Raw genomic sequence first — 22,488 nt, 5'->3', positions numbered from 1 at the left:
TTAGGTACGATACCGGCAGAAAGCGAAGTCTCTGCCCGGATCGTTACGCACTTTTAGAGAATGTTAGAATTCCAACTCAAAATAAATACTGCTACCTTCGTTTGTTTCCGTTACTTTCTCCCCCTTTATCACTGTACCAATCGAATCAAGTAGCTGTAAATTGATTTTCCAGTACCCGGTCATTGTGAGGCTTAATTTGCCCTGATACATTTTGTCTGTCCCCTGTACCAGGTCTGTATTATTAGGCGAACTATGGTTGGCCATACCGGGCATTCTCGGGTCTATTACAATTTTGTAGTTGTCCACTACAGGAAAATTCATCATCCCATCCATACGGTACAACACGGCTTTCATATCATTAATGGCAACCTTAGGAGCCGTTGGCTCTACCATGGCCAATATATACCGTTTGCTGTCACTGCCCTGAAAAGATTCAACTACCCGTCTGTTTGCTTCAACTACCGATATTCTGTCTTTAATCGTATAATCCTTACCATTTATAGAATAGTTCAGGTTCAGGTCCCAATATTCGCTTTCACTTCCCGCCATCTGGAAGACAATAAAGCCCATGTAGGTAGATGTTGAATTTTTGGCTTTGCTTATCTCTGAATATGGACAGGAATGTTTCATGCTCATCATATTCATTTCCGGAATCCAGGATGCCGTGGCATTATCGATTGTCGTACCATCTGTATTTTTGATCTGAAAAAAGATATTATTGAAGCCTGTTTGTAATTTTCCATTGAGGGTATACAATTCCACCTTATGTGTTGTATTGGATAACGTTGTTACCAATTTCAGGCCATTAAGTTCATTCTCAATAATGGGATTATCATCTTTAGAACAGGAAATAAGGAAGCTGCCCGCAATTATAATAAGAAAGTATTTTAATATTTTTAGAGTATTCATTTTCTGAAAATTTTTATAGTTAACTACGTTTAGCTGGAATCGGATGTATTCCAACTGAAATTTATTTTACCGGGCATATCAAATCTAATAACCGCAAAAAGTTATCAGCTATCTGCACGCCGAAAAAGACAAGTCTGACTGCTGTTTAATCGTAATGCCGCATACCATTAGCATTCAGAACAAAGAAAGTTCTGGTATCTAAACAGCAACCACACCTAATACTATAGAATTATATGGATGTAAAATATTCCGGAGGTTTGTCATTCCTCATAGTGAACAGGAATGAATACAAACTTTGATTGCTCAAAGGATGTTTCCTTTTTACCTCTTCAAACTTTTCCGGTCTGGAAGGATAGGTAAATACAGGTTGGGGATAGTATAACACCTCTGTTTGCAGCTGTTTCAATACTTTTGCTGCCTCTTCTTCTTTCTGCTCTTTAAGCATTTTGGCAAGCTTACACTTCCCATTACACTTGAGTTGAGGTTTATTTTGGTTTTCACAAAACAGGCTGATGAAAAGAGCCGTATCGTACTCATAAATAACATACAACAGATTGTTCCTCATAATTCCAAAAAGCATTATGAAAGCCAAAAAGGGAGTTGCTATTTTAGAGAATTTTCTCAAATCTATCGCCGCATATTTATGGCCCAAAGGTAGCTTTTTTTAATCAATGGATGAAGTTAATAGCGACATTTCACGCCGCATCAAAGTATTCAAGAATAAGATCAACCGAGCATAAAATCCTAATGTCAGCTGCAAATATGTGCAGCAATTTTTCACAACTTGGGTTAAACTTGGGGAAATTGAAAATTAACCATTCAGTAGCAGTTCTATATGATTTAATTCAGCCGACCATTTTTACTACTTGTAAAAAAAAGATAGTAAGAACGGTTCATCGTAAATTAAGAGACAATGACTTTATGTTTGATAAAATCTTACACAAGTTGGGTTGAACTTGTGTGACGTTTGTATATGGAATACTCATCTTTGTAATTGGTAAATAACGCAATTGAGAATCAACTTAAATAAATTAATAGCTATGAAATACATTCTACAAAACGTTATTTTAGAGATTCACAAGAAAGAAGACCTGATTTCTTCGCAAAGTAAAAGATTGATTGATGAAGCTTATGAAATGACAATTTATCTCCAGGATCTGCTATTTTCAATCAAAAAATTTATAGTGGAAGAAGGATTTAAAGACGAAACAGAAGAGATGCATTTCTTCCGTACGATAAAGCCTCAGGTACTCGGTAAATTGATTTATTACAATAAGATTTATCGCATAGAAACGACCTGTCCTGTCAATAATGGAAAAATGGGGATGAGTTATTTTTCGATACAGTTGGCTAATCTTAAACGGGAATATATCGAACATGTCTGCAATTCGGATTTTTATCGGTATTATCGTTCAGGTCGCACAGACAGGGACGAAACTTATTTTAAGCGTGGACAGATCAACTATCACGATGGGTTGAACAGTATTGTGTTTGAGATAGATCCTTCTTTTTCTACTTTTTACGACTACAAGGTAGCTAGAATTATTTCCAACGAATTGTTATATACCTATCTCCTGACGAAAATAAGTCCCGATGAAAATCCAGATTCAATTTTGCAAAATTCGGAAAGTTCAAAAGATGTTTTCTGGACGGACAGTAAAAATGCCCTTATAGAGTTAGTCTATGCGCTTTATGCTTCAGGGGCAATATCGCACGGTAAAATTGGCATCAGAAAAATAAGCCTGATGTTCCAAATTATCTTCCGTATTCCGCTCGGCGATCTACACCATGCTTTTCACCGGATGAAAACAAGAGCAGGCTCACGAACTGCATTTTTAGACCAACTTAAAACCTCATTGGAAGAATATATGGATAGAGACCTTTAGCTAAAGGTTAAACAGTAAATCCAAAGCAGTACACAAAATGTACTGCTTTTTCTTTGCCCATACCTGCCAATTGGCAAGTGTTGGTAAAACTCCTTTGCAAAATATCTTAAATGCTCCAAAACCCTTATTAAACAAGGGTTTTCCCTATTTGTAAAAATTTTTAAAAACCCGCCAAACCAATGGGTAAGGCTTGGCAGACAAACACTGCCACCTTTAGGAATTTTGCATAGTGAATATTTAAAAACTATGCAATGAAAATAATAACTATCGAAGAAGATGCGTGGCAACAGCTCAACAGCCGCATAAACGCGATTGCCGATTACCTGAAAAGATTGGACAATACAAGTTATGATGACTTGTGGCTCAACAACCACGAGGTATGCCAATACCTGCACATCAGCGAAAAGACCTTATGGCGCATGCGGACCAAAGGCGAGATTACTTATTCAAAAATCTATGGGCAGTATTTCTATACCATTGGAGCAATAAAGGATATGCTTAAAGCCAATGCCATACAGAGCAGTGACGATTATGTGCAGCAGCTTATGGCAAAAGGCAAAAGTTATATCGAAAAAGGCAGAAAGCTAAAGACAGACAGAAAATAAGCATGAACCTTTAAAATTATATTCCTATGAATATTGACAGAATGGAATTTTTGGCGTGGATGGAACGCCTGATGGGTCGCCTGGATATGTTGGGCGATAATATAGATGAGCTGCAAAGGAAACGCAACAGTATAGACGGTGAGGAACTGCTGGACAATCAGGATTTGCTTCAGATGCTCAAAATTAGTAACCGCTCGCTGCAACGTTACCGATCCATCGGCAAGCTGCCGTATTATACCATAAGCGGAAAACTGTATTATAAACTATCTGACGTACATCAATTTATACGGGAAAGTTTTAATCCGCCGGCAACTAAGTTGAACGCCATTAAGTGACAAACACTGCCTTTGAGTGCCATATAACAAAATGCGCTCACGGCTTTATATAAATTCGGCTATGAACTTTAAAATTTTCGGAACATGAGCGAGGAAACCACACATAGGCAAGAAATGCCAGAACAATTCTCAGATATATTGTTGGTGCTGGATAAAGAGAAAAAGAAAATCCAGGCTGTAAAAAGCATTGACGAGAACGGCAATATGGAAACCGTTGATCCCACGAAGAAAAACAAAAATCAGTTTATGCGTGTGGATAAGCATGGAGATTTCTTTTCCAATTTCTTCTCCAATTTCTTCAGCCAGTTGAAGAACCCGACCAATTTCTCTTTTTTCAAGGTACCTGCACCTGTAGCTATTGATACTGCAGATGCAATGCAAAAGCAGGTTGATAAGCCTACTCCTGAAGGTGAGCAACTGATGAAGCAGCATGAAGTGAAGGCTGAAACGCAACAGGATAAAAAACAAGAAAATAAAAATGATATGGAAACAACACAAACAACAACGGACACAAGCGAATATCGCTTTAAGCCGGAACAGATTGATTGGGAAACAATGAACAATCTTGGATTGGGTAAAGATCGCCTTGAAAAACTGAATTTGTTAGACCCTTTGTTGAAAGGCTATAAAACCAATGAGCTTGTGCCCGTAAGTGTAAACCTCGGTGGTGCGATTGTACGCACCGATGCCCGTTTGTCTTTACAGTCTACAGAAGATGGACAAGTGGTGGCAGCAATACACGGTATCCGAAAAGAACCCAATCTGAATTTTGAGTTTTTTGGGCACAAATTCACGGATGAGGATAAAAAAAATCTACTCGAAACCGGCAATATGGGCAGAGTGGTTGATTTGAAAAACACTAAGACGGGAGAAATGATGCCCTCCATTGTCAGCGTGGATAGACTGACCAATGAACTTATTGCTCTTCGGACAGATTTCATAAAAATCCCCGATGAGATAAAAGGGGTAAAATTGGACGACGCACAAAAGCAAACCTTAATGGAGGGCAAACCGCTTCAGCTGGATGGTATGCTTTCCAAAAAAGGAACTGAATTTTCTGCAACGGTACAGTTCAATGCAGACAAACGTTATGTAGAATTTCTGTTTGACCGCAACAACACCAACAGACAAACGCAAAACAACGGACAGAATACGCAACAAAGCAATCAGAACGATCAACCGCAGGAAGCCCCGAAAACATTCAGGGGAAAAGAACTGACAGACGAACAATACAAGGATTTCAAAGCTGGGCAAACCGTTTACATTGATGGGTTGAAGGATAAGAAAGGACAACCGTACCAAGGTTATATTACTTTCAATGCCGAAACCGGAAAAACGAACTTCCAGTTTCCAAGCCAGGTTAAGGCACAGGCAAAACCTGTTGAAACCCATAAAACCCAAACAGCGGTTAATTCGGAAGGTAAAACTAATGAAGCGACCAAGAACATCAAAGAGCCTTTGAAGTCAGGACAGCAAGCCCCAAAAGACAAAAAGCAGCAGGAACAACAGGAAAAACCTCAAACACCCGCAAAATCTAAAGGCAGAAAAATGTAGTATAATATGAAAACAATCATCGCAGAAAAACCAAGCGTAGCAAGGGAAATAGCCGGACTAGTTGGGGCATCCGATAAACAGGATGGCTACCTGACAGGTAACGGCTATTTTGTTACGTGGGCATTCGGTCATTTAATTGGATTGGGAATGCCCGAAGATTACGGTATATCGGGATTTGACAAATCAGCTTTGCCCATAATCCCCAACCCTTTTTTACTGACTGTCCGGAAAATCAAAAAGGACAAAGGTTATACCGCAGATCCTGGAGCTTTAAAGCAGCTCAAAGTCATAGAACGGCTTTTTAACCAAAGCAACAGCATCATTGTGGCTACCGATGCAGGTCGTGAGGGCGAATTGATATTCCGCTATATTTACGAATACCTGAAATGCAACAAGCCCTTTGAACGCCTTTGGATTAGTTCGCTTACCGAAAAGGCCATTAAGCAAGGGTTTGATAACCTGAAAGACGGTGCTGCATTTGACGGACTGTACCAGGCGGCACGAGGCAGAAGCCGTGCCGATTGGCTTGTGGGTATCAATGCCACACAGGCCTTAAGTATTGCCGCGGGAAACGGCATTTATTCGCTTGGAAGGGTACAGACACCTACATTGGCTTTAATATGCAAACGCTATTTAGACAACAAGCATTTCTCGGTAACGAAATATTGGCAGATCCAGTTATTGCACAACAAAGAACTGATAGATTTTAAAAGCATTTCCAAAACAAAATGGGAGGATCAAAAACTTGCCGATGATACACTGAAGGCCATTCAGCGAAATGAAACGGCAACAGTTATATCGGTAGAAACCAAAAGCGTTACAGAGCAACCGCCTTTATTGTTCGACCTTACCGGATTACAAAAAGAAGCCAATAAAAAGTTGAACCTCTCAGCCGAAGAAACCCTCAACATTGCGCAAAGTCTGTATGAAAAAAAGTTCATTACGTATCCTCGTACGGGAAGTAAATACATTCCTGAAGATGTATGGGCAGAAATTCCCAATCTGGTGAGGGCTTTGCAAGATAGGGAAACCTGCAAGCAGGCCGTATCAAAAGTAAAATGGGGGCGTTTCAATAAACGGATCGTGAACGATCTGCGTGTTACCGACCACCACGGATTACTGATTACGGATAAAATCCCGTCAGCCCTGAACGCAAAAGAAAATGAGGTATATGATATGATTGCATTTCGATTGCTCGAAGCGCTTTCGCAAGCCTGTATCAAAGAAATAACCGATGTGGGTTTACAGGTGTTGCATTACGATTTTTCAGCAAAAGGCTGTAAGATTATGGAACCTGGCTGGCGTTCTATTAAAGGAAGTTTTACGGACGATGATACGGAACCTGTACAGGATTTGCCTGAACTGAAAAAAGGCAATGAACTCAAAATAAAAGAAGCCTCCGTTCTCGAAAAGAAAACCAAACCGCCTGTACTTTATACCGAGGCGGGGCTATTGTCGGCAATGGAAACCGCAGGAAAAGAAATCGAGAATGAAGACGAACGTAAAGCCCTTCAAAATATCGGTATAGGTACTCCGGCAACAAGGGCGGCAATCATCGAAACCCTGTTTGCACGCAATTACATCCAAAGGGAAAAGAAGTCCCTGATCCCTACAGAAAAGGGATTGCAAGTGTATGATTTGGTTAAGGATCGCAAAATTGCGGATGTGTCAATGACGGCCGAGTGGGAATTGGCTTTACAGAAAATAGAAAATAACGATGCGGATGTCGGGGCATTCCAAAAGGAAATGGAAACTTATGCGTCTACTATTACCAATGAATTGCTGCAAACTTCCATTGCCCATAACAACCTGCCTCAACTGGTTTGCCCTAAATGCAAAAGTCAGCAACTCATCATTCGTGATAAGATTGTCAAATGTCCTGATGAGGGTTGTAGCTGGGTGCAGTTCCGCAATGTGTGTGGCGTACAAATTTGCATAGCCGATATTGAAAGCCTTGTCAATAAAAAGAGTACTTCGCTTATCAAAGGAATGAAAAGCAAGGCAGGAAAGAAATTCGATGCGTATATCGTATTGGATGATTATTGCAAAACTACCTTTGAGTTTGAAAAGAAGAAAAAGAAATAGTTTATATAAGTTTATTATAACGGCGTTAATCGCCGTTATTTTTTATGGGAGCAATAAAAATATTTATGTAAATTTGTTTTCACGGCGATAATCACCGTCTAAATTAAAATTTATAAATATGGCGCTTAACACTGAACGACGTAAACTATTGGAGCGAATAATGCCTGAAAGTATGATTGTTACGCGAAAGTGGCTGACGGACCAGGCTGCTTTAGATACACATGCTATAGATAACCTGGTTAAGAGTGAACAACTGAAGCTGTTGTGGAAAGGACTTTATATACGGGGGAAGGTTCAGCTTTCGTGGCAAAGTATGCTGTACACGCTACAAACCGTGATGAAAACAGATCTTGTTGCAGGAGGAATGTCAGCACTGGAATTAAAAGGTTTTTCCCATTATCTGCCTACTTCGAAAAAAGAAACAATACAGCTTTATGGCAATGATAAATTACCTGTATGGGCCAATGAACTATCGGAAACGATAACATTTGTTCGCCATACCCGGAATAAACTGTTTTCCGGTATGGAAAGGCAAGTATCCGACAGCTACACTTCTACTGTTTTCTGGAAAGAGGGTTTGGACGAACTTAAAATATCCTGTCCGGAAAGAGCCTGCCTCGAAATGCTGGACGAAGTACCGGATAAAATCTCGTTAGAACACGCTGATCAGCTTATACAGGGTATGACCTCCTTATCGCCCCGCACTTTGCAAAAATTACTGGAAGCCTGTACCAATGTAAAGGTTAAACGGCTTTTCCTTTGGTTCGGTTCACGACACAACTATACCTGGTTTTCAAAATTGAATACCGATAGCATAGACCTCGGTTCCGGAAACCGGGTAATCGTCAAAGGCGGCGATCTCGATAAAACCTACAAAATAACCGTTCCTAAAAATTTCCAATCCTAAGATGAAAAAGGACAGCATATATTACAAACAGGTGCAGTTGTTGGTGCGTATCCTACCGCTACTGGATAGTGAAAAATGTTTTGCACTAAAAGGCGGCACGGCTATCAATCTTTTTTACAGGGAGCTGCCACGGCTTTCTGTAGATATAGATTTATTGTACCTGCCCTCCGAAGGCCGTGAGGAAGCATTGGTCAACATTCGTGCTGCATTAACCCGATTAAGTGAGTTGATTAAGAAAACCATTCCTGGCATTCACATACAAAACGCACACGAACAGGGCAATGCGCTTCGCTTACTTCTGCAAGTGGAAGATGTAAGGATTAAGGTGGAATTGTCGCCGGTGATCCGTGGAACGGTATTCTCCGAAGTACGAATGGAGGTAAGTGAACCAGTGGAGAGGGAGTTCGGATATGCCGAAATACAGGTAGCTTCGTTGCCCGATCTGTATGCCGGAAAGATTGCAGCCGCCCTGGACCGGCAACATCCCCGTGATTTATTTGACGTGAAATTCCTCCTCGAAAACGAAGGCTTTACTGAAGACCTGCGCAAAACGTTCCTTGTATTCCTAATCAGCCATCAACGGCCAATGGCAGAACTTTTGGCTCCTCACCGTAAAAATATAAGAGAAATATATGAAGCAGAATTTGCACAAATGGCCGAAGTGGATATTCCCGTTGAAGCACTGGAAGCCACAAGGGAACAACTCATTGAAATTATCAATACGGATATGACCACTAATGAGCGGAAATTTTTGTTATCGTTCAAAGAGCGAAACCCACAATGGGAACTACTGGGGTTGCCTAATATGGCAGAGGTTGCCCAACTACCATCCGTTCAATGGAAATTGTTCAATCTCTCAAAAATGGAAGAAAAAAAACATAGCCAGGCAGTAGAGAAACTGAAAGAAGTACTGAAGTTATAGAATTGGTTTGCCTTTTCGAAAGTATATACTGAATTGATCATCAATAACAACAAAGTTTACGATCAGAAAATTTTACCCAAGTTAAACCCAACTTTAGTTTTTTATTCAATTATATATTTGAAATTTGTATTTCTCATAATAAGCTCCAATGCTATTGTAAATGATTTCCAGTGAATTGGGAAAACCATTGGCCTATGAAGATACCATATACGTTGTATTCTAAAAATGAGCACGTAAAATCCAAGAATGAGCCTCATAACCTCTCCGAACCGAGCAGGTACCTACTGACCTTTGCCCAGAAAACACATCATTTCCAAATACCTGAAATGGATCTTTTCAGCCAACAACTGAATTACAAGCCTTTTTTTGTCGATCTGGTAGAGATTAATGTTAAAGAGCCAACCCATATTCCCTTTGATATCCATGACAGGCAACTGTTCATGTTCTTTATGCTCAAAGGCAGCCTGCTCTATACCACATCTTCAAAAATTCCTATAATTAAGATACAAGCCAATACATTCCTGATGTCGTACTATGACGAGGGATCATATTTAGCATACGCTGAAAGAGGACAACACATTGCCCTAGTGCTGAGCATACATCCCGATTGGATTGAAAGTATAGATCAGGAGTATTACAATGTGCAACAAATTCTGCAAAGGTTCTTGGATGGTAAAAAATCTTATGAAACAATGGGGCAATGCCGTATGGATAGGAAAATACATCGTTGGCTGTATAAGATTTATAGTTATTCGCAAAATAACAAAGGGGCACTTGATGGCAATCTGCGCAAATACGTAAGTTTGCTGCTGGAGTATTACGATAGCTTGTTGGAAGACCAGGATAAGGATGCGGCTTATCGGATCAAGGGGTTTATAGAAGAGCATTATTGTGATGTCTCCTTAAACGTAAGGCAGTTGGCAGCGCAATTCTTTGTTACCGAGAGAACTTTGCTGAATATATTTAAGCGTACCTATCATGTAAGCGTTCAGCAATTTATCACCGATCTGCGTATTGGCCATGCTTTACTTTTATTGGATCAGGGGATCGGGATCAAGGATGTGTATATGGAAGTGGGTTATGCTGATGAACGGTCCTTTCGCTCTGCCTTGGAGCGTTATCAGAAACGCAAAAAATAGGGATATTCCAAGATATTGTCAAAATCGGAAAATTCTCGACACAAACCTGCTCAATTTTTACCGATTTTGTCTTTCCCACGCTTAACGCTTTAGTGAACTTTGTATCAAAGGATGGTGAGAACCCTCACTAAGATACAAAGGCAATGGAAACAACGGCTATATATCCAAACCAACTCAAAAGAAAACGGATAACACTCAATATCGTTATTATTCTTTTGCTGCTTCTTTGGATACCTGTAAGCATTGACAAAATAACAAACTTTGCAGCATTTAAAAGCGGTATCCTCCGTCAACCCATTTCAGATAGTTTAGGGTACATCCTTATTTACATGCTCCCGGCATTGGAATTAATAACAGTACTGGCATTGATAATGGAAAAATATCGTAAAGCGGGTTTAATCCTCTCAACTGGATTAATGACTGCTTTTACGGCTTATATCGTTGTGGCTCTTATGGGCGCATGGGAAAAGCTACCATGCGAGTGCGGATCGGTGATAAGCGGCATGACTTGGTTGCAACATTTTTTCTTCAATCTCTTGTTCCTTTTTTTAAGCGGTTGGGGGCTTTACTTATGGTACAAATTACGAGGTAGCAACGCTGGAGGCGAAACTACTGAGGGCGGGTCGGCCAAAAGACAAATAAAAAAGTATTCTTTAACATCAAAATTTTAAAGCAATGAAAAAATTAAAAATGAACCTCTTTGCTGTAGTGGCATTAGCAATTGCAGCGGTTACTATGTCATTTAAAATGGCAAGTACAGCAAGCACCTATCATTATACAGATGCAGTAAATCCCGGTGTATTTGCTGACCCTGCCAATTGGCAACCCGGAACTTCAGAGGAATGTGGTTCAGGTGAAGAGTTACCTTGCCAAATAACGGCAGAAAATGAATTGGATTTACAAAGCAAACTGTCGGGGAAAACCAATCCCCAAGTTATGGCTATCGTTGACAGTAAGCGAGAATGATTTCTCAAAAACATTTTAAAAAGCAAAAAAGGGGCATCACAAGCCCCTTTTTATGTTTACTATAATTTATCTCGGATTTTGCTGGATGCCGCCTATTTCTATCACCGTTTCAGGAATAGCAATAGCGTAACGCAAGTCATTGGGTGGCAATGTTATGGTTTGACCGTTTACGGTTCGTGTCAATGTTATATTATATCCGTCCCTGTTCAATCTTTTGATATCTGACCATCTAAGCCCACGATATACCAATTCTTTTCTTCTTTCTATTAAAATCGTATTCAGTGCAGCATCTTTATTAGTAAATGAGTATGGTATAAATTGATTGACATCCCATCTCTTAATCAGTAATTTATTAAGAGTGTTTGCAGCTTCACTAATGTTATCTAATCGGGCATTACATTCTGCAATAATGAGAAGCAATTCACTTGTTGTAATTCCAGTGATTAATCCTGTATTGCCCGTATGTGTACCTTTAAATCTATACTCCCCAACAGCTACTCCACGAAAATAAATACTCTTTCGCAAATCCCCGGCATCATAAAGGTTATAGAGTGATGGTGAAATTCTTGCTACATTAAAGTTGTTAATGGCAGATGAAAACATCCGTGTTTGAAATACGATTTCTTTACTTATTTGATTTACTGACGGTATTGGATAATTTGCGTTTGGGTTCAATCCATTAAAATCAATCAACTCATTACTAATTTCAAATGCCCTTTCTGCATTTTCCAGTGCTTCGACATAATTTCCGATTATCAAATGTGTTCTTGCTAATAGTCCGTAAACTGCCGCCTTAGTGGGCAATGTAGGAGAAGTAATTGTTGCTGGTAACAATGGAAGTGCATCATTAAGGTCTTTTAATATCAAGTCATAGGTTTCCTGTACGGATGACCTAACAGAGGGAATATTTATATCAGGTTCTAACCTTAGCACCATACCCAAGTCCGTATTTGCTGTTGCTCTATTATAAACGGGCGACCATACCTGTACACCGTCCAAATAACGTGCTGCTCTGAAAACCAAAGCCTGCCCTTTGATATAACCTGCTTCTTGTCCAGTCAGGTTGTTCTCCTCAAGTCCTTGTAAAACAGAATTACAGATATATATTACCTTGTAACAATTATACCATTCATCACCATTTGAAGATAGTGGACGGGTTACATAATCCGCTTGCCATGTATATTGACGTTTATCACTTTCGTAATTTAATCCATTGTAATCTGCATCTTTCAAAAAGTGGTCATCACTGCTTGCTTCACCCATTGAGCAAAATACGTGATTAACATCAGAGGCATTATTCAGCAATGATTGCAGGTCACGCAGCGTTGTAGGGATGGCTAAACTTTTATCTGATTTTTCTTCAAGAAACTTTTCGCATCCCGAAATAAGCAATGTCAGGAATAATAGAAACGTTATTATTTGAGTGTTTTTTTTCATTGTAATAGCTTTTATAATTTGGCTTTAAGACCAAGTGAATAATTTGCAGGAGTTTTTAGATTGAAATAGCCTAAGCCAAAGTCAGGGTCAATGCCTGCTTTATTAGCTTTCCATAATAACCCAAGATTACTTGCGTTGAAAAACACCTGTAATCCTTTGATACCTTTTGTCTTGTTTGCTGGCATTATGAAGTCGTAAGCAAGATTGATATATTGGAGCCTGATATGGTCGCCTTTTTCTACCAAAACGCTTGAGCCGTTATAAAAAGCATCCCGGTTGGTATTTGTGGTATATAGATTTACAGGTACGTTGGTATTTACTTCATCACCCGGTTTTTGCCAGCGTAGTGCATAATCGGAATGTCCCCGCCAGTTATAAAACAGGTTGGTATAGTTAATAGAGTTACGTCTGAACCAATATCCAAATTTGAATGAAACGCCAACTTGTAAGCTGATATTCTTGTACGATACCGCATTGATTAACGAACCGAATTTAGTCGGAATAGAAGAACCAAAGTATTCAAGGTCTTCTACGTTAGTGCCTGTGCCTACAATACTGCTATAATCTTTACTTACTTCTCCATTGAGGTATCCCAGTGCTTCACCTGTATTGGGGTCAAGTCCCGCCCATTTATAAGCATAAATGGCATATACAGGATTTCCCTCAATCCCGGATATGGGCGGTGAGGAAACATTGACATATTCCTGTGCCAATGTCCTTTCTACTTGATAGCTAACAATTTTATCCTTGTATAAACTAAAATTCAGTATGGTACTCCACTTAAATGTACGGTCTACGTTTATACTTTTTAGCTGAATATCCCAACCATCCCCTTTCATACTGGCTACATTCCGTAACATATAGGGGTCAACTCCAGTTGTGTAATCCATTGGAGCCATCCCAAAGAGATTAATACCTTTTTTGTGATAATACTCTATTGAACCTGTTAAACGGTCGTTCCGCAGACGAAAATCTACCGCAAGGTTGAGCATTTTTGAGGTTTCCCATTTTAGTAGTGGATTGTAGTAATTATTAAACTGTGCGTATGCTGCACCTGTAAAAATATTCACATTGTTGGGATACCAAATTGTGTTGACTGCAACCATTGCGGGGTCAATATTGCCACTAAAGCCATACGTTGCCCGGAGATTGAGGTAAGGCAAGAAATCAACTTTATAAAAATTCTCGTTCGATAGTTTCCATGCAAACCCTGCCGACCAAAAGGGGTTCCATTGGTCATTCGTTTTTAGACCAAAAAGATTACTTGCATCCCGGCGGGCGCTTGCCGATACGACATACCTATTATCAAACGTGTAAGCAGCATTAGCGAAGTAAGATATAAACCTCGTGGTCGTTTCCCGCAGGTATTGACCTCTTTGAATTAAAGAGGCGCCCCCGCTAATAATTGTTGGATATGTTTTTGTATAATCCACGTTGCCCGTGGTTAAAGTGTTAGGGTCATAACCGTAGAAACGTGCCTGATTTGATTGCATGTTAGCGGAACGTGCTTCCCCACCAATCAGAGCTGTTATATTGTGCTTGCCGTAAGTGTTGTCAAAGTTTAGCTGACCTCGTACATTATTTGCATTTAATAAGTTATTTGATTTATCTAATATGCTACCATTGGGTACGATGTAAACTACATTTCCGTTCACAATTTGGGAAAAGAGATTGATGTAGTCCCTTGCCATATAACTGTTTTCATCGGCAAGGTTGGTATTTAATCCAATTTGTCTTTCGTACTGGTAATTTACGGTTGCATTCAACCCCTTTATGATTTGGTAATCGAGCGTAGCAGTTGCCAGTATATCGGAAACAGTGCCATTAGATGTTTGGTGTTGCCAATCTGTAAGCGGATAATAATTCCAGTCAAGCAATTTTCCATCACCGAGATTTTGGATATAGCTTTGATTGTAGTCCCTTGCAACGGGTAGCGCATTTCCATTCGCATCAGCCATTTGCATATACGGTGCAAAAGTCCCGCCTCTCATTGTTACATTATTATAACCTAAGCGACCCGATTTATTTCTGTTTTGCGTATAATAAAGCCCGGTTGAAAGTGAAAGCTGTCTTATTGGACGATAAGTGTTTTGGAAACGAAGGTTCATGCGCTGGTAAGTGCTTCCCAAATTATCCTTATTGTGGTCGTAACCCACCGAAGATGTCCAAGAAAACTTATCTGCCCCGCCCTGCGCACTTAAAAAATATTGCTGATTGACCAATGGTTTGTACATATATTGATTGAATTGCTTCCTTGCATCTATGGTTCTCAAAGCGGTTATTTGCTGCTGTGCCTGTTCTTGGGTTAATGCTCCACTACGAGCTTTTTCCAAAAGGTCAACTACCGGACTGATTATCGGGTGGCTTGTTGAATTAATATCGCTATTGTAGTAGCCTCTGTTGAACAATTCTTGCTCCACGTCAATATAATCACTGGACGACATCTGACGGATGTAGTCTAAATCGGGTTTTGCCCCGATAGTAAGATTGGAATTGAACGATAAAGTAATCGGTTGATTGAAACGTCCGTTCTTGGTGGTGATAACGATAACACCATTTGCCGCCCTTGCTCCCCAAATGCTGGAAGCCGATGCATCTTTGAGGATGGTTATATTTTCTACAATGTTGGGATTGATATTGGTAATATCACCGTCATAAGGAAAATTATCGACAACAATTAGCGGGTCTTTTTGTCCGCTTATTGTACTCAAACCCCGTATCATCATTTGTGGTGTGCCTTGCTTTCCGGCATCCATTACCATGCTATTAGCAATAGCTGGTAGCCTCGAAAGGATGTCTGTACCCACCTGTTGGTTAAACAGTTCATTGCTTACAGTGGCAAATGAACCTGTTGCCCGTTCTTTGGGTATTTTCTGATACCCTGTTGATACTACTTCTACTTCCTCCAACAAGCGAGTTGATGCTTGTAGAATGATGTTTAAAGTATCTTTATATGGCAGATTTACTGTTATTGTTGTTGGTTCAAAACCCACATGATTAACGACCAAAATAGCGGTACTTGCATTTGTCGCAGTTTGGATGGTAAAGTGTCCTTTACCATTGGTGCTTACTGTTCTGTTGGCTCCTTGCAGGGATACGCTGGCTCCCTCAATAGGTAAACTATCGTTGTGAGAAACAACTGTGCCTGTGATGGTTTGTTGTGCAAACATGCTAAAGGAAGCAATAAGCAATGTAATAATGAGTATAAAAGATTTCATTCATTAATTGAGTTAGATTGTAAAAAAATAGAAGCAGCTACTTGTCTTTTAAGACGAACATATTAAGGCTTCTTTTTGCGGGTACGAGGTCAAGGTTATACCTGTTGAGTTCTTTTTTTAAGCTGGTTAAGTCCTTAATACCTGAAACTTCTATATCAACATTATCTGTATAGCCAGTTTCATCTACTATCGGTAGCGTAATGACTTTTTCCTCACTAAGCATGTTAATCATCGAACCAAGTTTTTGATTAGTCAGGATAGATGGCGAAGCTGGAAAAGTGTTTTTAGGCTTTCCTCCTTTGCTTTTAATTTTGTCTATGGTAGAGGTTCTAATCAAAACAAGACAATCCACCATACGCTTTTCGATTGAGCCTATATAATCCGAATAACGGTTAAGGTCTGCCAACATATAATAGTACAAGCTGTCAGCCTTTTCTTCAGGAACTATAAGTTCGTAGTTGTATAGGTTATATCTTTCGCTTTTACCATCTTCGTTTTTTATAACGTCTAACAATGCTGGCTCTTTTACCTCTATTATCATACGCTTTGAACTAAATTGGTCGCCTTTCTTATCGAATAATTCATATAGTATCGGGTTGTAAATTCGCATCATGGTGGTATTGGTCATTTGCCTGCCATAAATTTCACCATCTTCGGTTTTCTTGAAATTATTTCCTGACGGTAGCCCCGGATAATACCCTTTAACAAAAATAGAATAGGATTTTAATTGCAAGTCGTTACTAAAATGTTCGGAAAGAAACAGGGGTCTATTTTTGTCAATATCGACTTTGGCAACCATCTGTGTTTTTTGATTATCCAAAATGGCTTGTATGTTGGCGGTGGTGATGTCCTCCGCTTGGGTGGTGTTCAGCACTTTACCGTTGGGATTAATCCATGCGATATGGGGTACACTTCGGTAAGGAAAGTATTTTGAAAGAACGCTGTCATTAATTACTGAATTGACGTAAGTGTGTTCTTTCCCTACGCCTGTTTTAAAAAACTTGGCTATTTTATCCGTGTCTTCTTTGGTTATTGCCAACACCTTTATTTTGTCGCCAAATTCATTCTGCAAAGCGTGAAGTTTAGGGAAGTTTTTGATACAATTGCCGCACCATGTAGCCCAAAAATCCAGTATTATCAGCTTGCTTTTATAGTCGGCAAGCGTAGCGGTCTGTTTACCCTGTGGATGGTTCACCACCTGCAAAGGAGTGTTCCAAAGTGCTTCGGGGATTTGGTCGCCGATGTTTAAAGCGGTGATGTTTTGGTTGTTTGCAGTCCCGGGTTCTCGGGACTGCGGACGGGCTACCTCGACACCAAACAACATGAAACAAATTATGGATAGAAAATACCTGCCGCCCGTTACCAGTTCCGGGTGATGGCAGGTTGTGAAAATAGAAATCTTGTTACGTATAGTTTTGCTCATCATCAATCGTAGTTAGGTTACACAATAGAATACTGCTCCGTTAGGAGGTTTTACATGTGCTAATCCGGGCGTTTAATAATAGAGCGAAGACTGAATTTGAGGCAGAAGAACAAAACAATGGCTTTTGCTTGTCCATTAGTGGACAAGCAACAATATTGCTTATACTTGTAGGTCAATCTTCCCATGTTTGTTCTTGTCAATACAAAGGAAATTGTTCAGTCAATTTTTTAGAAGAAAACAGCTTCCCGCATTGGACGAATTTGTACGAACTTGGAAGAATTTGTTCCATATTGGAAGTTTTACTATATTTGGAGAAACAATAAGCATTGAATATGAAAATTGGAAGTAACATCGGTCAGATAAGAACTGCTCAAAAGATTGAAAAAAGTTTTATTGCGCAAGAGCTTAATATCAGTGTGGAAGAATATGAAGCAATTGAAAGTGATGAGCGAGACATAACGCTTTCTATGCTTGACGCAATTGCACGCTTATTATCCCTCGATGTTGCCGATTTGATTACGCTCAATAAACCCGTTACAGGAATTAGGAATTTCTTTTTTAATCATAATGGAAATTCCGGTATCAATATTCATGTACAGGGAATTGACCAAGAAAAAATCCGGATGGCGTACAAAGAACTTTACCAAGAGGAATTGAACAGAATACCAAGATTGGAAAAACTTTTAAGGGATAATAATATCGAATTTAATTTTTGACAACCGGTTATGTGATATTGCAAGCACATCTTTAACGAACATTTTTTATGTAGTTATGAGAGTTGGAGATAACATAAGGGAAATACGGGAAGTTGAAAAAAACTTTAAGAGAAGCCATGTTGCTGAAAGGCTGGAAATTTCTACCCGTGCTTATGCGAACATAGAAAATAATGTTACGGATATTTCTGTGGATAGATTAGAGCAAATTGCAGAAATTTTTGGATGTAGCCCTGAGTATATCCTCCATTACAAAAGTTCAAAAAAGGAGTTCTTCAATTATTTTCATAATAACAATGGAAACAAAGGTGTAAATATCATGTATCAGGGCGGAGAACCAAATCTCGCTAATCAAGAATATCTAAGAACTAAAGAAGAACTTAGAAATAAGGAGAAGTTATACAAATTGCAGCAAGAGTTATTGGAAAGTGAACGTAAAAGAATTTCATTATTAGAGGCTTTGCTCAAAAATAATAGTATTGATTTTTAAACACATAATCAGCATATGAAAATCGGAGATAATATTCGTGAAATACGAGAAAAGGAAAAAAAGCTATCTAAAGAAAATGTAGCAAAAGCGTTAGGCATCACTCCCAAAGCGTATAGCAATATAGAGAACAATATTGCAGACGTTAGCGTTTCAAGACTATACGAATTGGCTGATATTTTTGGTGTTGCTCCGGAGTACATTCTCAATTATCAGGAGAAATCCTCCTTTACTAATCATTTCAACAATTACGAGGGTAATCAGGGCGTAAATATTATGTATCAGGGATGCTCAAATGACCAAATTAAGAATATAGAGGAACAAATTAGAAAGAGCAAACAGGAAGCCAGTCGTCTGCAGGCAAAGACAAGGAATAACTAAATTTCAATAGTCAGATTAAATGACAAACAAAGAGTTAAGCGTATCACAAGTTGCACAATTTGGTCCTCCGTTAAGTTAAGTTTACCCGTTATATCAAATTCATATTTACAACATGTGATTTACATCTTTTAATGTCGCACCTAATTTTGATTGAGCAACTGAACGAACTGATCAAAATTACCATTCATCTTCGGCGTCATCCAATTCATGAGCGTTTTAGCCTGATCTTCGTAAAAATGTTCCTTGGGATCATTTTCCAATGCCAAATACTCCTTAACGCTGATATGCAATATCTCAGCAACTTCTTCTGGTTCTATACCTAATGCTAAGCGTAATTTCAATAAAAAGGGTGCTGCCATAAAGTAAAGTTAAAATTTAAGTTATCTTAATACAAAATGTTCATCAAAATTATTACCACGTTGTGATCGCCTTAATGCCCAATGTTATAATCGCAATTGTGCGGTAATGCTCTTATAATAAACTTTCAGCGCATCACGCTCATCTTTGCCAACATAACTATTATGAGCAACTAAACATCGTATCTTGTACAGTTCATCCACCATGACATTCAACCAGTGTTCATTCTGTTTCGGGAAATACTTTCCGAAAATTGTCCAATTCCCAACAATTATTTTTCCCAACTCTATAAAATCGCAGTAAAAGAGATCACTGTTTCCACGTATGGGCAAATATTTACTTTCCTGCTCACTTTTCTTCAATTTGTCTACAGTATCCTGCACCTTTCTCGGTATGGTTACCGCTTCCGTCTTCATTATTTCCTCGATAAATATTCGCAGCGAATTTTCAATACAATACAGATAAAGGTAAACTTCCGACATTTCCCGTCCTTTTTGTTGTATATCTTGGGGCAAAAGGTTCAGATGACCAAAGTTTATATTTTGCTGTATTTCCTCTATACTGTCCAACAGGGAATTCTCATCAGAGATCAGCGGGTAGAAGAGTTGATTGATATATTTTCTCCTTTCGGCATAGCCTCCTTTGGCCTGCATCTCTCTCCTAAATTCCTGGAGAGTAACACATATTTTAAATTCTTTTGGCTCGTTGGCCTTAAACTTAGCAGATTGTTTCAGTTCGTTTTTTAGCCTTTTATATTCTGCTTCATTTTCACTGGTTATCGTAACATCTGTGGAGGCTCCTGTAAGCAGTATTTTTAAACGTTCAATGTTTTCTGTATAATTCATTTAGATTAATATTTTTGTAGGTTATTCTTCAGTCGTATGTATTTCCTCTTCTTCCTCTTCGAGCATAAATTCAAGGAACAGTAGTTCAGCCTTTGCAGCTTCATTTTCAAATTGCAGATCCCAACGTTCTTCCATAAATTCCAGCAGTTTGTTGCCTCTATCAAGGATAGCATCAGCATTCCAAACAGCATAGCCTGAAACTTCAATTTCAGAATGTGAACCATCAGCATAACCTTGTCTTATTTTCTCTTTCTTCTCGTTATACTTAGCGCTTTTCTTGTCATCAAAGCAATCATTTTGCAAACTAGAATTAATACTCTGTGAGAGTGGCAAGAGATTTCCTAATGTTCCTTGAAAAAAGGGTAGCTGTGATTTTTTATAGCCCTTAAAATTGGATTTCCAACCCGTATGTGTTGGCGTTTGAGGATAAATGTGCTCAATGGAAACTTTGTCTTTTTCGCTCCTTACAAAAAGCTTCCAATCTATTTTTTGACTTCCTCTTCGTCTTACCTTTTCCATTTCATATTCATACAAGAAGTAGCGAAGTCCATTCCAATAATAAAAGCCACCGCCGCTTTTAAATTTCTTGTCGATGAATTTTTGGAAGTAAGTATAGTCGAAATAAGTTTCACTGGAATTTTCTGGCGTATAAAAACAGTAATTCATTCTATCATTCAAACGCTGGATAATTTGCTCAATTGTCAATTCGCTATTTCGCAATTGTCTGGCCGCCCGATAAAACTCACTGTTTCTATACGTAGAGAAAGCCCGGCTAAGCCGGAATGTGATAAATATAAAGCGCTCGATTGCTTTAAATAATTGAACTCGCTTATCCGAATTAACATCCTTGTTCAAGAAAGCCACCGTTACAAGCGGGCGGAAATAGATAATGCCTATTCTGTTCAATCGGTCTATCCACAAGCTTTCCTGTGCAGTCAAGTCTGGATTGTTGACCGGATTATGGGTGTTGTACCAGTGAACGGCAGCAGCTTTTAAACTGTTTACATAGTCTTCAATTTCTTTAGGAGAGAGTTGCGAACGCAATACTGTTGTTTCTTCTTCTCCATTTGTCTCAACTTCTTCCTGATCGTTATCTTCATCTTCCCTGACTTCTTCAAAATCCTGTAAAGAACTAACCTTCACTTCTGTTTTTGCATAAATACTTTGCGGTGTAAATTTCTGCTCCAACAAAAACCTGATATAATCATCGCCTTTTTCTCTTGTGTATTGAAAATACATTATCCAATGGGCAACTAAAAAATCATCATCGTTGAGTGGATTTTGTTTATTCCGTCCCAGTTGATAATAGACTTCCTTCCAGGCATCATTAATTTTCTCACGCAAAGAAATCCGCTCATCATTTTTAAGTTCCTTCTCATCGTATAAGGTCGTTAAATAGATTAGGCGATTTTTAAGAAGCTCTAAATTTGATAGTTTTTTCCCGCGGTTATTCATGGTCTCAAATGCAACGAATACATCAAAGTCATCACTTATTTCATAGACGTTGAACATCAGGTTCTGCGTGACTTTCTTGAATAAGATCTCGATTTCACTTAACCCGTATTTGTCAAGGAAATTTTGCAGATTTTCTTTGAAAAAGCGTTTCGCATTTTCAAGGTTGAGCGTATAGAAGGTTTCTTGGATTGTTCCACTATTGGGTTCCAGAAAAATCCTGTGCCTTAGAAATTTGAAGCTTGGGTTATCAACCTCATAACCAAACTTGTAGGTTGTAATGATCAACTGCGGCGGTCTTTCTATGACCAAATACTCTTCCTTAATCGCCTTCAGGCTAAAAGAGCCCAGATAAATATCTTCATCTTTCTTATCCTTATTTTCCGGAACAAGTCTCAATTGTTCCGAAATAGCCTGAATAAATATGACAAACGTAGTTAGTCTTTGTTGTCCATCAACAATATGAAAAGGCTTGAAGGCTCTGTCTTCAATGAGCCACCGTTCATCATTCCAGTTAGACCAGGTATTCTTGTCCACTTTTTTTAATGAGAGTAGTCCTGTGTAGTGAAACCTATCGGCTGGGAGATTGACCAAATCCTCCCAAAAATCTTTGAGTTGGCGTGTAGTCCAGGCGTACCCACGCTGGTAATCGGGAATTTTAAATAATCTGTCTTTAAAAATGCTCTTCAGAGGTTCTAATTCATTCATTATCTAATATCTGTCGCTTAAAAATGTTTGGTTTGATAACTAACAAAAATACAAATTAAATCCCTCACTACTAAGTTTATTGCGTCAAATCCTGCCTCTAAACGCCAAACACTACCACCTCTTAGATGCCGGGGTCTTCCTGCTTTAATTTTAGACTTC

At 39.0% G+C, this 22,488-nt stretch carries 21 protein-coding genes; 13 read left to right on the top strand and 8 right to left on the bottom strand.

Going from position 1 to position 22,488, the window contains the following annotated elements:
- Positions 1–63: 63 nt before the first annotated feature.
- Positions 64–909 (bottom strand): hypothetical protein, encoded by an 846-nt coding sequence (locus tag EG342_RS20275; protein WP_037532483.1) that lies wholly within the window; start codon positions 907–909, stop codon positions 64–66.
- Positions 910–1,138: 229 nt separating this feature from the next.
- Positions 1,139–1,561: a hypothetical protein gene (locus EG342_RS20270; RefSeq protein WP_123868141.1), complete on the bottom strand. Its 423-nt coding sequence runs from the start codon at positions 1,559–1,561 to the stop codon at positions 1,139–1,141.
- A 388-nt stretch (positions 1,562–1,949) separates the two neighbouring features.
- Here EG342_RS20270 and EG342_RS20265 point away from each other — a divergent pair, with 388 nt between their 5' ends.
- From EG342_RS20265 to EG342_RS25395, 10 genes are all read left to right on the top strand, one after another.
- Complete coding sequence (locus EG342_RS20265) at positions 1,950–2,795, top strand: RteC domain-containing protein (protein ID WP_028068975.1); 846 nt, start codon at positions 1,950–1,952, stop codon at positions 2,793–2,795.
- Between the two features lie 251 nt (positions 2,796–3,046).
- On the top strand, positions 3,047–3,400 hold the full coding sequence (locus EG342_RS20260; RefSeq protein ID WP_028068976.1) for a helix-turn-helix domain-containing protein: 354 nt from the start codon (positions 3,047–3,049) through the stop codon (positions 3,398–3,400).
- 26 nt (positions 3,401–3,426) lie between these two features.
- Entirely contained in the window at positions 3,427–3,735 is a 309-nt protein-coding gene (locus tag EG342_RS20255) for a helix-turn-helix domain-containing protein (RefSeq protein ID WP_028068977.1), read from the top strand.
- Positions 3,736–3,819: 84 nt separating this feature from the next.
- Positions 3,820–5,289, top strand: a complete 1,470-nt coding sequence (locus EG342_RS20250; protein WP_103292778.1) for a DUF3945 domain-containing protein — start codon at positions 3,820–3,822, stop codon at positions 5,287–5,289.
- 6 nt (positions 5,290–5,295) lie between these two features.
- On the top strand, positions 5,296–7,374 hold the full coding sequence (locus EG342_RS20245; protein WP_028068979.1) for a type IA DNA topoisomerase: 2,079 nt from the start codon (positions 5,296–5,298) through the stop codon (positions 7,372–7,374).
- A 118-nt stretch (positions 7,375–7,492) separates the two neighbouring features.
- Entirely contained in the window at positions 7,493–8,281 is a 789-nt protein-coding gene (locus EG342_RS20240) for a type IV toxin-antitoxin system AbiEi family antitoxin (protein WP_028068980.1), read from the top strand.
- A gap of 1 nt (position 8,282) precedes the next feature.
- Positions 8,283–9,203, top strand: a complete 921-nt coding sequence (locus tag EG342_RS20235) for a nucleotidyl transferase AbiEii/AbiGii toxin family protein (RefSeq protein WP_028068981.1) — start codon at positions 8,283–8,285, stop codon at positions 9,201–9,203.
- A 194-nt stretch (positions 9,204–9,397) separates the two neighbouring features.
- Positions 9,398–10,342 (top strand): helix-turn-helix domain-containing protein, encoded by a 945-nt coding sequence (locus tag EG342_RS20230; protein ID WP_028068982.1) that lies wholly within the window; start codon positions 9,398–9,400, stop codon positions 10,340–10,342.
- 143 nt (positions 10,343–10,485) lie between these two features.
- Positions 10,486–11,013, top strand: a complete 528-nt coding sequence (locus EG342_RS20225; protein ID WP_028068983.1) for a MauE/DoxX family redox-associated membrane protein — start codon at positions 10,486–10,488, stop codon at positions 11,011–11,013.
- 4 nt (positions 11,014–11,017) lie between these two features.
- A complete protein-coding gene (locus tag EG342_RS25395; protein ID WP_028068984.1) occupies positions 11,018–11,308 on the top strand; it encodes a hypothetical protein in 291 nt (96 codons plus the stop codon).
- A 66-nt stretch (positions 11,309–11,374) separates the two neighbouring features.
- On the opposite strand, the gene EG342_RS20215 is transcribed toward EG342_RS25395, so the two are convergent.
- The 3 genes from EG342_RS20215 to EG342_RS20205 are packed head-to-tail and all read right to left on the bottom strand — an operon-like array spanning position 11,375 to position 17,389.
- On the bottom strand, positions 11,375–12,745 hold the full coding sequence (locus tag EG342_RS20215) for a RagB/SusD family nutrient uptake outer membrane protein (RefSeq protein WP_028068985.1): 1,371 nt from the start codon (positions 12,743–12,745) through the stop codon (positions 11,375–11,377).
- A gap of 11 nt (positions 12,746–12,756) precedes the next feature.
- On the bottom strand, positions 12,757–15,963 hold the full coding sequence (locus EG342_RS20210; protein ID WP_037532488.1) for a SusC/RagA family TonB-linked outer membrane protein: 3,207 nt from the start codon (positions 15,961–15,963) through the stop codon (positions 12,757–12,759).
- Between the two features lie 37 nt (positions 15,964–16,000).
- Complete coding sequence (locus EG342_RS20205; RefSeq protein WP_081817804.1) at positions 16,001–17,389, bottom strand: TlpA family protein disulfide reductase; 1,389 nt, start codon at positions 17,387–17,389, stop codon at positions 16,001–16,003.
- A gap of 329 nt (positions 17,390–17,718) precedes the next feature.
- Between EG342_RS20205 and EG342_RS20200 the strand changes: the two genes are divergently transcribed.
- From EG342_RS20200 to EG342_RS20190, 3 genes are read left to right on the top strand one after another with little or no spacing between them, the layout of a single operon-like run.
- Positions 17,719–18,102 carry a helix-turn-helix domain-containing protein gene (locus EG342_RS20200; RefSeq protein ID WP_028068986.1) on the top strand — a complete coding sequence of 128 codons (384 nt, stop codon included), beginning with the start codon at positions 17,719–17,721 and terminating at the stop codon, positions 18,100–18,102.
- A gap of 55 nt (positions 18,103–18,157) precedes the next feature.
- Positions 18,158–18,589, top strand: coding sequence for a helix-turn-helix domain-containing protein (locus EG342_RS20195; RefSeq protein ID WP_037532491.1), 432 nt, complete (start codon positions 18,158–18,160; stop codon positions 18,587–18,589).
- Between the two features lie 15 nt (positions 18,590–18,604).
- Positions 18,605–18,967, top strand: a complete 363-nt coding sequence (locus EG342_RS20190) for a helix-turn-helix domain-containing protein (RefSeq protein WP_051606599.1) — start codon at positions 18,605–18,607, stop codon at positions 18,965–18,967.
- A gap of 140 nt (positions 18,968–19,107) precedes the next feature.
- On the opposite strand, the gene EG342_RS20185 is transcribed toward EG342_RS20190, so the two are convergent.
- The 3 genes from EG342_RS20185 to EG342_RS20175 form a co-directional block, all read right to left on the bottom strand.
- Entirely contained in the window at positions 19,108–19,326 is a 219-nt protein-coding gene (locus EG342_RS20185) for a helix-turn-helix domain-containing protein (protein ID WP_028068987.1), read from the bottom strand.
- A gap of 84 nt (positions 19,327–19,410) precedes the next feature.
- Positions 19,411–20,169 carry a Swt1 family HEPN domain-containing protein gene (locus tag EG342_RS20180; protein WP_037532493.1) on the bottom strand — a complete coding sequence of 253 codons (759 nt, stop codon included), beginning with the start codon at positions 20,167–20,169 and terminating at the stop codon, positions 19,411–19,413.
- A gap of 21 nt (positions 20,170–20,190) precedes the next feature.
- Complete coding sequence (locus tag EG342_RS20175; protein ID WP_028068988.1) at positions 20,191–22,329, bottom strand: DUF262 domain-containing protein; 2,139 nt, start codon at positions 22,327–22,329, stop codon at positions 20,191–20,193.
- Positions 22,330–22,488 lie beyond the last annotated feature (159 nt).

This window comes from Chryseobacterium lactis (assembly GCF_003815875.1).
Classification (GTDB): domain Bacteria; phylum Bacteroidota; class Bacteroidia; order Flavobacteriales; family Weeksellaceae; genus Chryseobacterium; species Chryseobacterium lactis.
The sequence above is the reverse complement of the archived record's forward strand: the minus strand, read 5'-3'. Positions and strand labels throughout refer to the sequence as shown.

Excerpts from the sequence above, each read along its gene's own strand:
- EG342_RS20195 (WP_037532491.1), top strand. The coding sequence starts at position 18,158 with ATGAGAGTTGGAGATAACATAAGGGAAATACGGGAAGTTGAAAAAAAC.
- EG342_RS20185 (WP_028068987.1), bottom strand. The coding sequence starts at position 19,326 with ATGGCAGCACCCTTTTTATTGAAATTACGCTTAGCATTAGGTATAGAA.
- EG342_RS20225 (WP_028068983.1), top strand. The coding sequence starts at position 10,486 with ATGGAAACAACGGCTATATATCCAAACCAACTCAAAAGAAAACGGATA.
- EG342_RS20235 (WP_028068981.1), top strand. The coding sequence starts at position 8,283 with ATGAAAAAGGACAGCATATATTACAAACAGGTGCAGTTGTTGGTGCGT.
- EG342_RS20175 (WP_028068988.1), bottom strand. The coding sequence starts at position 22,329 with ATGAATGAATTAGAACCTCTGAAGAGCATTTTTAAAGACAGATTATTT.
- EG342_RS20240 (WP_028068980.1), top strand. The coding sequence starts at position 7,493 with ATGGCGCTTAACACTGAACGACGTAAACTATTGGAGCGAATAATGCCT.
- EG342_RS20205 (WP_081817804.1), bottom strand. The coding sequence starts at position 17,389 with ATGATGAGCAAAACTATACGTAACAAGATTTCTATTTTCACAACCTGC.
- EG342_RS20250 (WP_103292778.1), top strand. The coding sequence starts at position 3,820 with ATGAGCGAGGAAACCACACATAGGCAAGAAATGCCAGAACAATTCTCA.
- EG342_RS20210 (WP_037532488.1), bottom strand. The coding sequence starts at position 15,963 with ATGAAATCTTTTATACTCATTATTACATTGCTTATTGCTTCCTTTAGC.
- EG342_RS20265 (WP_028068975.1), top strand. The coding sequence starts at position 1,950 with ATGAAATACATTCTACAAAACGTTATTTTAGAGATTCACAAGAAAGAA.
- EG342_RS20230 (WP_028068982.1), top strand. The coding sequence starts at position 9,398 with ATGAAGATACCATATACGTTGTATTCTAAAAATGAGCACGTAAAATCC.
- EG342_RS20190 (WP_051606599.1), top strand. The coding sequence starts at position 18,605 with ATGAAAATCGGAGATAATATTCGTGAAATACGAGAAAAGGAAAAAAAG.
- EG342_RS25395 (WP_028068984.1), top strand. The coding sequence starts at position 11,018 with ATGAAAAAATTAAAAATGAACCTCTTTGCTGTAGTGGCATTAGCAATT.
- EG342_RS20180 (WP_037532493.1), bottom strand. The coding sequence starts at position 20,169 with ATGAATTATACAGAAAACATTGAACGTTTAAAAATACTGCTTACAGGA.
- EG342_RS20245 (WP_028068979.1), top strand. The coding sequence starts at position 5,296 with ATGAAAACAATCATCGCAGAAAAACCAAGCGTAGCAAGGGAAATAGCC.
- EG342_RS20275 (WP_037532483.1), bottom strand. The coding sequence starts at position 909 with ATGAATACTCTAAAAATATTAAAATACTTTCTTATTATAATTGCGGGC.
- EG342_RS20215 (WP_028068985.1), bottom strand. The coding sequence starts at position 12,745 with ATGAAAAAAAACACTCAAATAATAACGTTTCTATTATTCCTGACATTG.
- EG342_RS20200 (WP_028068986.1), top strand. The coding sequence starts at position 17,719 with ATGAAAATTGGAAGTAACATCGGTCAGATAAGAACTGCTCAAAAGATT.
- EG342_RS20260 (WP_028068976.1), top strand. The coding sequence starts at position 3,047 with ATGAAAATAATAACTATCGAAGAAGATGCGTGGCAACAGCTCAACAGC.
- EG342_RS20255 (WP_028068977.1), top strand. The coding sequence starts at position 3,427 with ATGAATATTGACAGAATGGAATTTTTGGCGTGGATGGAACGCCTGATG.